General features: G+C 63.7%; 14 protein-coding genes. 5 read left to right on the forward strand and 9 right to left on the reverse strand.

Annotated elements, in window-relative coordinates; all coding sequences use genetic code 11:
* Positions 1–14: 14 nt before the first annotated feature.
* Complete coding sequence (locus EC86_RS0108105) at positions 15–938, reverse strand: alpha/beta fold hydrolase (RefSeq protein ID WP_029525162.1); 924 nt, start codon at positions 936–938, stop codon at positions 15–17.
* A gap of 124 nt (positions 939–1,062) precedes the next feature.
* On the opposite strand from EC86_RS0108105, the gene EC86_RS0108110 reads away from it, so the two are divergent.
* Positions 1,063–1,845 carry a 3-hydroxybutyrate dehydrogenase gene (locus EC86_RS0108110; protein ID WP_029525163.1) on the forward strand — a complete coding sequence of 261 codons (783 nt, stop codon included), beginning with the start codon at positions 1,063–1,065 and terminating at the stop codon, positions 1,843–1,845.
* Positions 1,846–1,954: 109 nt separating this feature from the next.
* On the opposite strand, the gene EC86_RS0108115 is transcribed toward EC86_RS0108110, so the two are convergent.
* From EC86_RS0108115 to EC86_RS0108125, 3 genes are all read right to left on the reverse strand, one after another.
* Entirely contained in the window at positions 1,955–3,058 is a 1,104-nt protein-coding gene (locus EC86_RS0108115) for an NAD(P)/FAD-dependent oxidoreductase (protein ID WP_029525164.1), read from the reverse strand.
* Entirely contained in the window at positions 3,059–4,102 is a 1,044-nt protein-coding gene (locus tag EC86_RS0108120) for a histone deacetylase family protein (protein WP_029525165.1), read from the reverse strand.
* 73 nt (positions 4,103–4,175) lie between these two features.
* Positions 4,176–5,021: an N-formylglutamate amidohydrolase gene (locus EC86_RS0108125; protein WP_029525166.1), complete on the reverse strand. Its 846-nt coding sequence runs from the start codon at positions 5,019–5,021 to the stop codon at positions 4,176–4,178.
* 253 nt (positions 5,022–5,274) lie between these two features.
* Here EC86_RS0108125 and EC86_RS0108130 point away from each other — a divergent pair, with 253 nt between their 5' ends.
* Together EC86_RS0108130 and EC86_RS0108135 are read left to right on the forward strand one after the other, a co-directional pair.
* The gene (locus tag EC86_RS0108130; protein WP_029525167.1) at positions 5,275–5,865 is read left to right on the forward strand and encodes an outer membrane beta-barrel protein; all 591 of its coding nucleotides are present in this window, start codon (positions 5,275–5,277) and stop codon (positions 5,863–5,865) included.
* Between the two features lie 172 nt (positions 5,866–6,037).
* Complete coding sequence (locus EC86_RS0108135; RefSeq protein ID WP_029525168.1) at positions 6,038–6,481, forward strand: multidrug/biocide efflux PACE transporter; 444 nt, start codon at positions 6,038–6,040, stop codon at positions 6,479–6,481.
* 10 nt (positions 6,482–6,491) lie between these two features.
* On the opposite strand, the gene EC86_RS0108140 is transcribed toward EC86_RS0108135, so the two are convergent.
* The 3 genes from EC86_RS0108140 to EC86_RS0108150 all read right to left on the reverse strand — a co-directional run bounded on the left by EC86_RS0108140 (position 6,492) and on the right by EC86_RS0108150 (position 9,128).
* Complete coding sequence (locus EC86_RS0108140) at positions 6,492–7,316, reverse strand: metallophosphoesterase family protein (RefSeq protein WP_029525169.1); 825 nt, start codon at positions 7,314–7,316, stop codon at positions 6,492–6,494.
* Positions 7,317–7,350: 34 nt separating this feature from the next.
* Positions 7,351–8,310 (reverse strand): diacylglycerol/lipid kinase family protein, encoded by a 960-nt coding sequence (locus EC86_RS0108145; RefSeq protein WP_029525170.1) that lies wholly within the window; start codon positions 8,308–8,310, stop codon positions 7,351–7,353.
* A gap of 89 nt (positions 8,311–8,399) precedes the next feature.
* Positions 8,400–9,128: an SIMPL domain-containing protein gene (locus EC86_RS0108150; protein ID WP_029525171.1), complete on the reverse strand. Its 729-nt coding sequence runs from the start codon at positions 9,126–9,128 to the stop codon at positions 8,400–8,402.
* A gap of 377 nt (positions 9,129–9,505) precedes the next feature.
* Between EC86_RS0108150 and ompR the strand changes: the two genes are divergently transcribed.
* Entirely contained in the window at positions 9,506–10,243 is a 738-nt protein-coding gene (ompR, locus tag EC86_RS0108155) for an osmolarity response regulator transcription factor OmpR (RefSeq protein ID WP_029525172.1), read from the forward strand.
* Between the two features lie 149 nt (positions 10,244–10,392).
* Positions 10,393–11,769 carry an ATP-binding protein gene (locus EC86_RS0108160; protein ID WP_029525173.1) on the forward strand — a complete coding sequence of 459 codons (1,377 nt, stop codon included), beginning with the start codon at positions 10,393–10,395 and terminating at the stop codon, positions 11,767–11,769.
* Between the two features lie 57 nt (positions 11,770–11,826).
* Here EC86_RS0108160 and ispF read toward each other — a convergent pair whose 3' ends face one another.
* Positions 11,827–12,327, reverse strand: a complete 501-nt coding sequence (gene ispF / locus EC86_RS0108165) for a 2-C-methyl-D-erythritol 2,4-cyclodiphosphate synthase (protein WP_029525174.1) — start codon at positions 12,325–12,327, stop codon at positions 11,827–11,829.
* Positions 12,328–12,374: 47 nt separating this feature from the next.
* Positions 12,375–13,094 (reverse strand): 2-C-methyl-D-erythritol 4-phosphate cytidylyltransferase, encoded by a 720-nt coding sequence (gene ispD / locus EC86_RS0108170; protein ID WP_036772939.1) that lies wholly within the window; start codon positions 13,092–13,094, stop codon positions 12,375–12,377.
* Between the last annotated feature and the right edge of the window lie 5 nt (positions 13,095–13,099).

Raw genomic sequence — 13,099 nt, forward strand, 5'->3', positions numbered from 1 at the left:
CTTGTTGTCATTGCTCACCGGAGCAGGAAATCTGTCATCGCAGCAACCTGGTCTGGCGCAATCAGCGTTGGCGCATGTCCGACCCCGTCGAACTCGACCAGCCTGGCGCGCGGGCCGCGCTGCGTCATGGCCTGGGCGGTTTGCGGGCTCAGCAGATCGGACTGCGCGCCGCGCACCACCAGCGTTTCAGCCTGGATGCCATCGTAAAGCTGCCAGAGCATCGCCTCGCCCTGCTGCGCGCCTTCTTCGTCAGCCAACCTGAACGGAATGGCAATGGCCGGGTCGTAGTGCAGCCGCAGCGGACTCGCGGCATCGGGCAGTACCGGCCTGACCATGGGCTGCGACAGGGCCAGCCATTGTTCCGGCGTGTGCGGGCCAAAACTGCTGGAAATCGTCCACATCGCGTCAGCCGCCTCTTGAAGCGTATCGAAATGGCCGGCCTGCCCCAAATAGGCGCCAATGCGTTGAATCGCCGGCCACTGCAGCGCGGGGCCGACGTCGTTCAGCACCAGTTTGCGCACCGGCACTGGCAGCGGCAAGCCCGGCTGGCCGCACACCACCATGCCGATCAGCCCGCCCATGCTGGTGCCCACCCAGTCCAGCGTGGTAATCGGCGCCTGCGCATGAAGCTGCACCAGCAACGCGAGCATGTCTGCCGCATAGGCAGGCACCTGGTAGCCCATCGGGTCCTGGAGCCACTCGCTTTCGCCACGGCCCGCCACATCGGGACAGACGACGCGGATGCTGCCGGCCGACAAGGGCCCTGCCTGCGTGCACAAGGCCTGCGCCAGCACGTCGAAGTCGCGTCCCTGGCGGGTCAGTCCATGCACGCACAGCACCACATGCGGGCTGTCGGGGTGGCCCCATTGCCAATAAGCCATGCGGTGGCCTTCGGCGGCGTCAAGGCAGATCACGTGGTTCAGGCTGGGTTGGTTCATGGTGTGGCTCCCCGGAAAAGGCTGGAGAAAGCTTGATAATTGTCCGTGCAGGTTTTGCGCCGGCTGGCGCGCGAGACGCTGCCCCGTTTCAAGTCAACCATCGTAAATCATCCGGAGGAATTTCATGCTCAAAGGTAAAACGGCTCTTGTCACCGGCTCGACCAGCGGTATCGGTCTGGGCATTGCCAAGGCCCTGGCCGAACAAGGCGCCAACATCGTGCTCAACGGCTTTGGCGATGTGGACGGCCCGAAGGCCGAGATTGCCGCGCTGGGCGTGAAGGTCGTCTACCATGGCGCCGACATGAGCAAGCCCGGCGAGATCGAGGCGATGATGAAGTTTGCCGCTGCCGAATTTGGCCAGGTCGATATCCTGGTCAACAACGCCGGCATCCAGCATGTCGCCCGCATTGAAAATTTTCCGGCTGAAAAGTGGGACGCCATCATCGCCATCAACCTGAGCAGCGCCTTTCATGCCACGCGCCTGGCACTGCCGGCCATGCAGGCGGCCGATGGCGGCAAGGGCTGGGGCCGCATCATCAACCTGGCATCGGTGCATGGCCTGGTCGGTTCGGCCGAAAAATCGGCGTATGTGGCGGCCAAGCACGGCATTGTCGGACTGACCAAGGTGACGGCGCTTGAAAACGCCACGTCCGGCGTGACCTGCAATGCCATCTGCCCGGGCTGGGTGCTCACGCCGCTGGTGCAGAAACAGGTCGATGCCCGGGCCGAGGCCGCCGGCATCAGCAACGAAGCGGCCAAGCAGCAACTGCTGGGCGAAAAAGAGCCTTCGATGCAGTTCACCACGCCTGAGGAACTGGGCGCGCTGGCGGTGTTTTTCTGCTCGCCGGCCGGTGCCAACATCCGGGGCGTGGCCTGGAACATGGACGGCGGCTGGACTGCGCAATAAATGAAGCTCGTGCGGCCAGCGAACGGATTTTCATCACACAAAAGGCCGTTTCCGCACGCGGGCCTTGCCTAGGCAGCTATTTATTTTGTAGCAATGGCATTGATGCTTGCTATGACTCGGCAAGCATCCGGCTTACCAGATCGCCAATCGCCAGCGAGCTGGTGAGCCCCGGCGACTCGATGCCGAACAGGTTGACCAGCCCGGCCACGCCATGCGCAGCAGGTCCCTGGATCAAAAAATCCTTTGCCGGCTCGTCGGGCGACTGGATCTTGGGGCGCATGCCGGCATAGCCCGGCAGCAAGGCACCGTCTTTCAGGCCCGGCCAGTATTTGCGCACCTCGGCATAAAAGGCGTCCCCGCGCGCCGGGTCCACGACCAGGTCATCGGCCGACTCGACCCACTGCACATCGGGTCCGAACTTGGCCTGCCCGCCCAGGTCGATGGTCAGGTGAACGCCCAGCCCCGCAGCTTCCGGCACCGGGTAGATGAGCCGTGAGAACGGCGAGCGGCCGGCCAGGGTGAAATAATTTCCCTTCGCGAAATAGCTTGGCGGAACCGACTGCAGCGGTAGCCCGGCAAAGCGCCGCGCCAGCGCCTGCGCCTGCAGCCCGGCCGAATTCACCACCCACCGGGCCTGCAGTTCAGTGCCGTCAACCGCTATTAAATTGATAGCTCCTGGCGCACAGTGGGCGTGCGACAGAGGCGAATTAAGCACTACAATTCCGCCCGCATTCTCCAGGTCGCCCTGATAGGCCAGCATCAGCGCATGGCTGTCAACGATGCCGGTGCTCGGCGAATGCACGGCGGCCACGCATTGCAGCGCCGGTTCCATGGCCTGCGCTTGCTCGCGCGAGATCAGCGCCAGGTCATGCACGCCGTTGGCGGCGGCTTTCTTGATGATGCCCTGCAGCTGCGCCACCTGCTCGTCGGTAGTGGCCACCAGCAGCTTGCCGCAGCGGCTGTGGCCCACGCCGCGCGCCGCGCAGTAGTCATACAGCATGGCCCGACCCTGCACGCAAAGTGTGGCCTTGAGCGAGCCCTGCGGGTAGTAGATGCCCGCATGAATGACCTCGCTGTTGCGCGAACTCGTACCGGTGCCAATGGCGTCGGCCGCTTCGAGCACCATCACCTCCCGGCCTTGCAAGGCCAGGGCGCGCGCCACGGCCAGCCCCACCACGCCCGCGCCAATCACCACGCATTCGATTTTTTCCATTCAAGCCTCCTCAAAAGCTTCAATCACATTGACCGCATTCATGCCCAGCGCGGCCGCCGCATAACCGCCCTCCAGCACAAAGACCGTGGGCAAGCCCATTGCACCCAGACGCCGGCCCAGCCGGCTGAAATCGCCAGCCTTCAGGGCAAACGTCGAGATCGGATCGTCCTCGAACGTGTCCAGCCCCAGCGCGACCACCAGTGCATCGGCGCGGTAACGGCCAATGCGCTGGCATGCGCGTTCCAGCGCCTCGAACCATCGCGCCGAAGCGGAGCCGGCGGGCAGCGGCAGGTTCAGGTTGAAGCCTTCGCCCTCGCCCTGCCCGGTCTCGTCGGCATGGCCGAGGAAAAACGGGTATTCGGTCAGCGGGTCGCCATGCAGGCTGACGCACAGCACATCAGCCCGTTCGTAAAAGATACTTTGCGTGCCGTTGCCGTGGTGGTAGTCCACATCCAGGATCGCCACGCGCGCTGCCCCGGCATCGAGCAGCGACTGCGCCGCCACCGCCGCGTTGTTCAGGAAACAGTAGCCGCCCATGAAGTCGGCGCCCGCGTGATGGCCTGGCGGGCGGCTGCAGCAAAAGGCCGCGCGTTCGCCTTTGCCCGCCGCCACCAGGGCGGCAGCGCTGGCCGCCGCATCGGCGCCGGCTTTCGCGGCCTGCCAGGTGCCGCTTGAGAGCGGCGAGCCGTTGTCCATGGAATACAGGCCCAGCCGGGCGATGAAATTGAGCGGCTCGATGTCGCTGCGCAGGCTGCGGACCGGCCAGATGGAAGGAAAAGGCTGGCTGGCAGCATTGCCAGGCGCCAGCGCCAGCCAGTCACGCCAGGCATGCTCCAGGAAATCAAGGTAGCGCGGCGCATGCACCGTACCGAGTACGGCGCGGCTGTCAACCTGGGCGCTCTGCAGGCGATGGCCACGCGCCGTCAGCCGGGCCTTGACATATTCGGCGCGGGCCGGGGTTTCAAAGCAGTCCACGCGTTCGCCACGGAAAAACTCGAACTCCGGGGCATGCGCCTGATGGCTGTCATTGAAAAAAGTGATCATCGGTTGTCATCCGAAAACGCGGGAAATCAAGTTCCACATGGAAAAAGCCAGGCCTCGGGGCACCATGGCACGGTCAGAGCAGCCGGGGGTCCGTCTTGAGCAGCAGTTCGACCAGCGAGCGCAGGTGCGTCTTCAGCGTGTCAAAACCGGCGGTCAATTCGAGTGTTTCCTCGTTCATGTAGAGCTTGCGGTTGATTTCCAGCTGGATGCTGTGCCGTTGCGCGGCCGGGTCGCTGTAGCGCCGCACCAGTTCGACGCCTTTGTACGGATGGTTGTAGGCGACGCGGTAGCCCAGCGCCTCCAGATGCGCGCACACCAGCCGGGACAAGGCGGTGCTGGCGGTGCTGCCGTCGCGGTCGCCCACCACGAAATCGGCATGCTTTTCGCCCGGGAAGTTGGTCGCGTGGCTGGAGGCCACCGCCGGCATCGAATGGCAGTTGACATGAATGCTGTAGCCGTGCGCGGCATGCGCAGCATCAATCGCCTCGGCCACCGCCGCGTGGTAGGGCGTCCAGCATTGCTCGATGCGATGCATCACTTCGTTCACCGACAAGCTGCGCTCATAGATGGGAAAACCGTCATCCGTCGTGCGCCAGATCAGCCCCTTGCCGAGCCGCACCTTGGAAAGCACGGCCGGATCGGTCGCGACCGGATGCGGCCAGGGTTCGTCCAGCAGCGAAACATCGAGTTCCGTGATGTTGCGGTTGGCATCGAGGTAGCTGCGCGGAAACAGCGCCTCGATCCAGTGCGCGCCCAGGCCGGGTGCGAAGTCGTAGAGCTTTTCAACATGCGTGTCTTCAGCCTTGCGCAGAATTGACATTTCGCAGGTGTACAGGAAGTCCGGGGGATACGACACGCCGCTGTGGGGCGAGTCAAGGACCAGCGCGCTGCTGCCGGGAAGGTGGGTGATGAACTGCATGTTGCGACTTTATCAGCAGCCTTCACGCCGTGGGCAAGACCTTTCAAAGGCGGATGCGGCGTAGGGCGCAAACAGGCAGGGGCCAGCCAGGTGGTTTGGCATGGCCTTAGAAACCAGCCTTTTGTCCTACAAGACTTTGCCTGTTGACCCCACAGTTGCAACAGTCTGCTTCCATAGAATTATTCGGGAACAACAGCCCGAAGTTCAGGTCATACACCAGCGCTTGCCATCATTTACCCACCAAAGGAGCATCATGAAATTATTCAACCGCAGCTTTTCAGTCGCCGTCCTGTCGGTCGCTGCACTGACGGCTGCCACGGGCGCACAGGCCCAGAGCAATTACTCCTTGTATTCTCCTGGAGCCAGCTATGTCGGCCTGAACCTGGGTTCATCCAATTACTCGCTGGGCAATGGATCCAGGCTTTTCGCATCGGATGACACCGACACGGTCTACAACATCTACACCGGCACGTTCTTCACGCCAAACTTCGGGCTTGAACTGGGCTACACCAATTTCGGCAAGATCGCCCGGGCGGGCGGCAACACAAAGGCCGAGGGCTTCAACCTGAGCCTGGTCGGCCGGGCACCGATCACCCAGTCATTCAACCTGATTGGCAAGCTTGGCACCACCTATGGCCGGACCGATGTATCAGCCTTTCCGGGCTCAGGTGTCACGTCGGGCAAGGAAAACGGTTTTGGCGTCTCGTACGGTATCGGCGCGGAATATTCTTTCAATCCGCAACTATCCGCCGTACTTCAGTATGACGAGCACAGGCTGAAGTTTGCCGGCGATGGCCGAGACCGCGTCAACGCCACCACGGTCGGCTTGCGCTACCGCTTCTAAGCGCCTTGCCCGCCGGCCAGTACCGGCAACCAGGCCTGCAAACCTTAGCTGGTTTGCGGGCCTTTTCTTTTGCCGCTGGATTTTTGCTGCTTGCACTGCAATTCAGGTGCAGTACACGGATCAGCGAAAATGCAAGGTTTTTCCCTTGACTCCAGAACACGACACCGCCCCCATGCATCCCGACAAGTCAGTCAGCGAACGTTTTTTTCAGGCCCTGCTGTTCGAAGTGCTGGCCATCGCCATTTGCGCGCCGCTTGGCGCGTGGCTGCTGGGCTATCCGCTGGCGCATATTGGCTGGCTGACGCTGATGATCTCGCTCATTGCCATGAGCTGGAACATGCTGTTCAACCTGCTGTTCGACCGCACCCAGCGCCGCATGGGCTTTGACCGGACAGTGGTGGTGCGCGCCATTCATGCGGTGCTGTTTGAAATCGGATTGCTGCTGGCGATCGTGCCGCTGGCCGCCTGGTGGCTCGGCATCGGCCTGTGGCAGGCTTTCGTGCTGGACATCGGCATTGCGCTGTTCTTCCTGCCGTACACGTATTTTTTCAACTGGACCTACGACGTGTTGCGGGCACGCTTTATCGCCCGAAAAATCCGGCGCGCCCGGGCTTGAGCCGGGCAGCTCAGGAACCCATGCCGTGCAGCCCAAGCGGCAGTTCGCTGGACTCGACGCATTCAAAACGGCCGCTGGCAGCCTGGAAATCCCAGCGCTCCAACCGGCACGACGGCAACTCGCCAGGCCCATGGCTGCGCAACAGGTTGACCGAATTCGGTATACCCGCACGCACCCGGCTGGAAAGCGCGGTGCCCGCCTGCACACACCAGAGCCGGCGCTCCAGCCCGTCAAGCCGCGCCGACAGGTCGCACAGCGAAGGCAGGTGGATATGCCCGCCCATGACAATGTCGGCGCCCGCCCTTGACCAGGCATGCACGGCCGGTTCCCAGCCGCGCAGGCGGTCGTGCTGGTCCTCGACGTGCATGACATGGACCGGCTGGTGGACCACGACGATGCGCAACTGCCCCGGGTCGGAACGCTGCAGTTCGGCCACCACCCGCTCGACCTGCGCGCCAGACACCTCGCCGTTCTTGTGCCGCCAGCGGCGCGTCGTCTTCACGCCGATGACATGCAGCACGGGCGTGGACACCACCGGCTCCAGCACCGGGCCAAAGGCCTTTCGGTAGCGCGCATACGGCGTGAACAGCCGCTGGTAAAGGTTGAACAGCGGAACATCGTGGTTGCCCGGTATGGCCAGCAGTTGCGCAATCGCCAGGCTGTCGCAAAAGGCACGCGCCTGGGCAAACTGCGACGCGCGGGCGCGTTGCGTGATGTCTCCGGACAGCACCAGCACGTCGGGCCGCTGCTCCCTGGCCAGTTGCGCCAGCGCCTGCATCACGGCCGGCTGGACGGTGCCAAAGTGCGGGTCGGAAATTTGCAGCAGGCTGCTCATGCGCCGGCCGCCCTTGAATCATGGTCATGATGGTTCATTCAATCTCCGCCTGGTCGTCCGGCAACGGCACCACCAGCAGCAAGGGCTCGGGCGCCACCTCGAACACCAGCGGCGTCTGCATCCAGACGATTTCGCCGTCGGTGGCCACCTTGATGCGTTTCATCCGGCGCGGCGTGACTGTCAGGCGGCGAAAGGAAAAGCTGCGGACGTTCTCGGCTTCCCCGAGCCGCCCGAGAACGCCGCGCAACAGCAGGCCAAACAAGGCCAGCGTGCCCATCGGGCGAACCGCCACCGCAGCCAGTTGTCCTTGCCCCACGGCATCGGCTTGCTGCACATCGATGCCGGCCTGGACCAGCTGCAGGCGGTTGTTGCCGACAAACAGCGTGGGCGTGCGCCACGACGCGGCCTGGCCGGCCGATTCAATGCGCAGGTCCAGCTGGCCCCGGGCCTTCAGCAGCGTCGCCATGCCCGAGACAAAAGCGACGAAGCGGCTGCGCCCGAACTGCTGCTTCCAGGCTTCGCGGTCCTCCAGTATCTGGGGGTAAAGACCCACGCTGGCATTGACCAGAAACAGCCGGCCATTGACCTTGCCGGCCTGGACTGGCGAGACGCGGCCGCGCAACAGGACCCGGGCGGCCCGGGCGCTGTCCTGCGAAATCGCATTGTCCCGGCCGAAATAATTGAAGGTGCCCTGGGGAATCACGCCAAAAGGGCAGCCGCTGCCAAGCACGGCATTGGCGACGGCGTTGATCGTGCCGTCGCCGCCTGCAGCGACCACCACGCCGTGGCGTGCCCTGGCCCGGTCCACCGCGCGCTTGGCCAGCGAGTCCATGGAATCGCCTCCTTCGCATTGCAGGAATTCGAATTCGCGGCCGCCTTGCTGCAGCACGCGGCTGATGGTCTGCTTTTCCTCTTCGGCGTCGCGATGGCCAGAACCGCCGTTGAATACGATGAACAGCGGCCCGTGGCGGGCGATTTCCTGGGTGTCGGTCATGCCGGAAGAATAAACCGGCGATATTGCCCACGCTGTCAGCCAAACCCGCTTTTCAGGCGGGTCCCGGGGCTTTCCTTGTCAAGCCAGGCTCAAGGGCGGGCAGGCAAGGGAAGCATCTGCACGGACCCCGAAATATTGACCAGCACCGTGCTCTTGCCGGCCTCGACCGGCACGGGCGCATCGGCCATCTCGGACTTGGCACTCATGGCCATCGCGCGCGGGCGCGGCATGGGGCCCTGGTCGTTGGTGTTGATCGAGACCTCGCGCAAGGCGTAGCCGCCAAAGCCGAAAGCACGGGAAACCTCGCCCGCCTTGGCCTTGAACTGCTCGATTGCCTGCGCCTGGGCTTCGCCCTCGACCCGGGCGCGCTGTTCGCGGCTCAAGGCAAAGCTGACGCTGCCCAGGCTCAAAGTCTGTATCTTGCCGGCCGTGCCGGTGATGCGCGGAAAATCCTTGCCTTCGAGCACCAGCTCGGTCGATCCCTGCCAGCCGTTGATCTTGCCGTCCTTGCCGTAGCGCGGGTACAGGCTGAAATTGCCGGTGCGCACGTCCATCTGGCCAGGAGATGCAGCCTGCCGGGCCTGCGTCAGCGCGGCGTCAAGCGCCTGCCTGAGCTGCGTTTGCACGGCGGCGGCATCTGGCCCGTCGCGGCTGGTGGTCAGCGAAATCGACAACAGGTCCTGCTGCACCTCGACCGAACCGCTGGCGGAAAGCTGGGCCACGTTTTTCAGCGCCTCATTCGGCACATTTTGAGAAAAAACGCCAGTTGCGCATAGTGCAAGGGCACATGCAGCTATTGATTTAGTAGCAGTCAGCATATTGGATTTACCTTTGACGAAGACAAAAATCGCATGCAAGCCGCTGAAAACCGGTCTGCGGCCCAGGTCGCAACCCAAACAGCAAGCTGCGGCTTCGCGCGGCATCATGCGTGCAGCGACCTAGCATAAACCCACTCAAACCCGGTAGGGCTTTGAAGCCTGCAACGCCTCCCGAAGCGCGTTCTTTCAACGCCGAAAGCCCTTAGTCCCGCCTTTGCAGGAGCGATATTGGCTGCAAAGAACAAACCATCCGGCGCATTGCCAGCGCAAATGGAATAAATAGAAATAAAAGTAATAAATAGTTTTTTTGATAAAAAAAAGAGACATTCACTTTTTTCCGCCCTCAAAATGGCCGTGTTACAAATTAAAAGACCACCATGCTACAAGCCCAATCCAACGCCCGTGCCGACAAAATCCTGATCCTCGACGACGACGCACGCATCCGCGACTTGCTGCGCCGCTACCTGGCCCAGGAGGGTTTTGACGTGATCCTGGCCGAAGACAGCAAGGCATTGAACCGCATCATGCTGCGCGACGCGGTGGACCTGATCGTGCTCGATCTGATGATGCCGGGAGAGGACGGCCTGTCGATCTGCCGGCGCCTGCGCGCGGCCAACGACCGCACGCCCATCATCATGCTGACGGCCAAGGGCGAGGATGTGGACCGCATCGTCGGCCTCGAAGTCGGCGCCGACGACTACCTGGCCAAGCCCTTCAATCCGCGCGAGCTTCTTGCCCGCATTCATGCGGTGCTGCGTCGCCGGCCCACCGCCGAGGTGCCGGGCGCGCCGTCGAGCGACCAGGAAGTCATCACTTTCGGCCCGTTCTCTTTCGACATGAGCCTGCGCACGCTGCAGAAAAACGGCGAGGAACTGCCGCTGACCACCGGCGAATTCGCCATGCTCAAGACCTTGGTGCGCCATCCGCGCCAGCCGCTTTCGCGTGAAAAACTGGCGCAGCTGGCACGTGGCCGCGAGTTCGAACCCTTTGACCGCAGCCTGGACGTGCAGGTGTCGCGCCTGCGCAAGCTGATTGAAACCGATGCGGCAGTCCCGCGCTACATCCAGACCGTCTGGGGAATCGGCTACGTGTTCGTGCCGGATGGCAACAACTGAGCAGTTGCCGCCTTTTTCTGAATTCTGCCCCTGGCCTGCGGCAGATCAAAAAGCGCCGTGCCGGCCAAGTGATAATGGCCGATTTCCCAGCCAGCGCGCCGTGCCTGATTCACCGCTCATACCGAATCCCGGGACGCCCGCCCCTTGCCATGCAAACTTCCCGCCCGACCCCGCTTGAAAGCGCGCCCGCGCCGCTGGAAGCGCGCCCGCGCCGGCGAATCAACCTGTTCTGGCGGACTTTTTTCTTTCTGGCGCTGCTGCTGTTCGGCTCGATCATTGCCTGGTTGCAGACGTTTCGCACGCTTGAAACCGAACCCCGCGCGATTCAAAGCGCCCAGCAACTCGCCACCCTGGTCAACACCGCCCGGGTGGCGCTGCGCTATGCCGATCCCATCGGGCGCGACATGCTGATCAAGGCGCTGGCCGAGGAAGAGCATGTCCGCATCATGACGCGCGACCCGAAAGATGCTTTCGAGCCCTACGTCAGCGATGAATTCGGCGAACGAATTGCGAACGAACTCACCCGGCGGCTTGGCGCAGGCACGGTGGTGGCCGGCGCCGTCAACCACAAGGAAGGCCTGTGGATCGGCTTTTCCATCAATGGCGCGTCTTACTGGCTGTTGACCGATCCTTCCCAGCTGGGGCCGTCGCGCACCAGCACCTGGGCGATCTGGCTGGTCACGGCGGCGGCCCTGTCGCTGGCCGGCGCGGCGGTGATTGCGCGCCTGATCAACCAGCCGCTCAAGCAACTGTCTTTCGCCGCCAGCCGGATGCGCGACGGCGACTTCGATGCCAGCCGGCTTGACGAGCAGGTGGCCACCAGCGAAGTGCGCGAGGTCAATATCGGCTTTAACCGCATGGCAGCCCAACTCTCCAAGATCGAGCAGGACCGGGTGGTGATGCTGGCGGGCATTTCGCATGACCTGCGCACCCCGCTGGCCCGGCTTCGCCTGGAAACCGAAATGAGCGTGGCTGACCCGGACGCGCGCCAGCACATGGTGGCCGACATTGCCCAGCTCGACGCCATCATCGACAAATTCCTCGATTACGCCCGGCCTGAACCGGCCCACCTGGAGCCCATCGTGCTCAACGACGTGATTGCGCAATCGATGTATGCGGTGGCCGACTACCCGGACATGGACGTCACCGTCAGCATTCCGGACAACACCAAGGTGCTGGCAGACCGGGTCGATCTGTCGCGGGTGATTGCCAACCTGCTGGAAAATTCCAGGCGCTATGGCAAGAGCAGCGACACCGGCACGGCGCAGGTGGACATCTCGGCCCGGGTCAGCGACGCCTGGGTACTCCTGAAGATCCGCGACCATGGCAACGGCGTGGCAACCGAGGTGTTGTCCAGGCTCACCAATCCGTTTTTCAGGGGCGATGTCGCGCGCACCGAGGCGACTGGCGCCGGCCTGGGGCTGGCGATTGCCGAAAAGACCGTGCTGCGCATGGGCGGGCTGTTCAGCCTGTCCAACACCGGCTCCGGCGGCCTGGCCGCCCACATCAAGCTGCGCCGGGGTTGAGCGTATTTATTGAACCAAATAGGGCTTTTGCGCACTATTCGCGGGCGTTATCAGCTATCAATAAAGTAGCGCCACGGCGCGAGCTTCCAGGCTCAGGCCCTGGCCGACCGGGCCGAGCTTCTCGGCGGTCTTGGCCTTCACGTTCACCCGGTCCTCCTGCAGACCCAGCCCCTGCGCGATCTGCAAGCGCATGGCCGGAATGTGCGGGGCGAGCCGGGGCGCCTGGGCCACGACGGTGCTGTCGATGTTGCCGATGCGCAGGCCGCGTTCGGCCAGCAGCCGGCCGGTCTCGCGCAGCAGAACGATGGAGTCGGCGCCCTTGAAGCGCGCATCGGTGTCCGGAAAATGGCTGCCGATGTCGCCCAGCCCTGCAGCGCCCAGCAGCGCATCGATGATGGCGTGCAGCAGCACATCGGCATCCGAATGGCCCAGCAGGCCCAGCGTGTGCGGGACTTCGACGCCGCCCAGGATGAGCTTGCGGCCGGGAACCAGCGCGTGCGTGTCCCAGCCTTCGCCGATACGGAACGGGGGCGGCGGGGCGGTGGGGTTCGAATTCATGAATCGGGCTTTCGTGGGTCAGGGAAGTCTGGGGCGCGCTGCCGCCTTCAGGCCGTGCGGCTGCGGTTCAGCAAAATCGCTTCGGCCAGCGCAAAGTCTTCCGGGTAGGTCACCTTGAAGTTCTGCGCGCTGCCCGCCACCAGCCGGGGTGCCAGGCCCAGCATTTCTATGGCGCTGGACTCGTCGGTGACCGCCGCGCCGGCCAGCGCCAGCGCCTGCCTCAACATGCCGAGGCGAAACATCTGCGGCGTTTGCGCCAGCCACTTGTCACTGCGGTCCAGCGTCGCGGCCACGCGCCCATTCAGCTCGCACTTCAGCGTATCCGGCAGCTTGTGCGCCAGCAGCCCGCCCACGGCATCGTGCTGGCAGGCATCAATGAGCTGATTGATCTGGCCAGGCGTCACCAGACAGCGGGCGGCGTCGTGGACCAGCACCCAGTCGCCAATTTCAGCCCCGGCCTGAAGCAGCGCGCCGAGCCCCTGGCGAACGCTGTCGGCCCGGCTCTCGCCGCCGCAAGCCACCACGTCGAATGGCCTTTTGGGTATGGAATCAAAAAACCCGTCGCCCGGTGCGACCACCACCAGCGTTCGGGCCAGGCGCTCGATTTCCAGAAACGCCGCCAGCGTGTGCAGCACCATCGGCAGGCCGGCGATTTCCTGGTATTGCTTGGCCTGCCCGGTCGCCACGCCGGCCCGGCTGCCCTGGCCAGCGCAGGGAATGAGTGCAAAAAAACGCGCGCTGGGGCGGGTATCGGCGGGGTCGGTCATCATCG

The organism is Polaromonas glacialis, from assembly GCF_000709345.1.
GTDB lineage: Bacteria > Pseudomonadota > Gammaproteobacteria > Burkholderiales > Burkholderiaceae_C > Polaromonas > Polaromonas glacialis.

Bases quoted from the DNA above. Each gene is read 5' to 3' on its own strand.
- ispD (WP_036772939.1), bottom strand. From the start codon at position 13,094: ATGACCGACCCCGCCGATACCCGCCCCAGCGCGCGTTTTTTTGCACTC.
- EC86_RS0108125 (WP_029525166.1), bottom strand. From the start codon at position 5,021: ATGCAGTTCATCACCCACCTTCCCGGCAGCAGCGCGCTGGTCCTTGAC.
- EC86_RS0108145 (WP_029525170.1), bottom strand. From the start codon at position 8,310: ATGACCGACACCCAGGAAATCGCCCGCCACGGGCCGCTGTTCATCGTA.
- EC86_RS0108130 (WP_029525167.1), top strand. From the start codon at position 5,275: ATGAAATTATTCAACCGCAGCTTTTCAGTCGCCGTCCTGTCGGTCGCT.
- ompR (WP_029525172.1), top strand. From the start codon at position 9,506: ATGCTACAAGCCCAATCCAACGCCCGTGCCGACAAAATCCTGATCCTC.
- EC86_RS0108135 (WP_029525168.1), top strand. From the start codon at position 6,038: ATGCATCCCGACAAGTCAGTCAGCGAACGTTTTTTTCAGGCCCTGCTG.
- EC86_RS0108140 (WP_029525169.1), bottom strand. From the start codon at position 7,316: ATGAGCAGCCTGCTGCAAATTTCCGACCCGCACTTTGGCACCGTCCAG.
- EC86_RS0108160 (WP_029525173.1), top strand. From the start codon at position 10,393: ATGCAAACTTCCCGCCCGACCCCGCTTGAAAGCGCGCCCGCGCCGCTG.
- EC86_RS0108110 (WP_029525163.1), top strand. From the start codon at position 1,063: ATGCTCAAAGGTAAAACGGCTCTTGTCACCGGCTCGACCAGCGGTATC.
- ispF (WP_029525174.1), bottom strand. From the start codon at position 12,327: ATGAATTCGAACCCCACCGCCCCGCCGCCCCCGTTCCGTATCGGCGAA.
- EC86_RS0108120 (WP_029525165.1), bottom strand. From the start codon at position 4,102: ATGATCACTTTTTTCAATGACAGCCATCAGGCGCATGCCCCGGAGTTC.
- EC86_RS0108105 (WP_029525162.1), bottom strand. From the start codon at position 938: ATGAACCAACCCAGCCTGAACCACGTGATCTGCCTTGACGCCGCCGAA.
- EC86_RS0108150 (WP_029525171.1), bottom strand. From the start codon at position 9,128: ATGCTGACTGCTACTAAATCAATAGCTGCATGTGCCCTTGCACTATGC.
- EC86_RS0108115 (WP_029525164.1), bottom strand. From the start codon at position 3,058: ATGGAAAAAATCGAATGCGTGGTGATTGGCGCGGGCGTGGTGGGGCTG.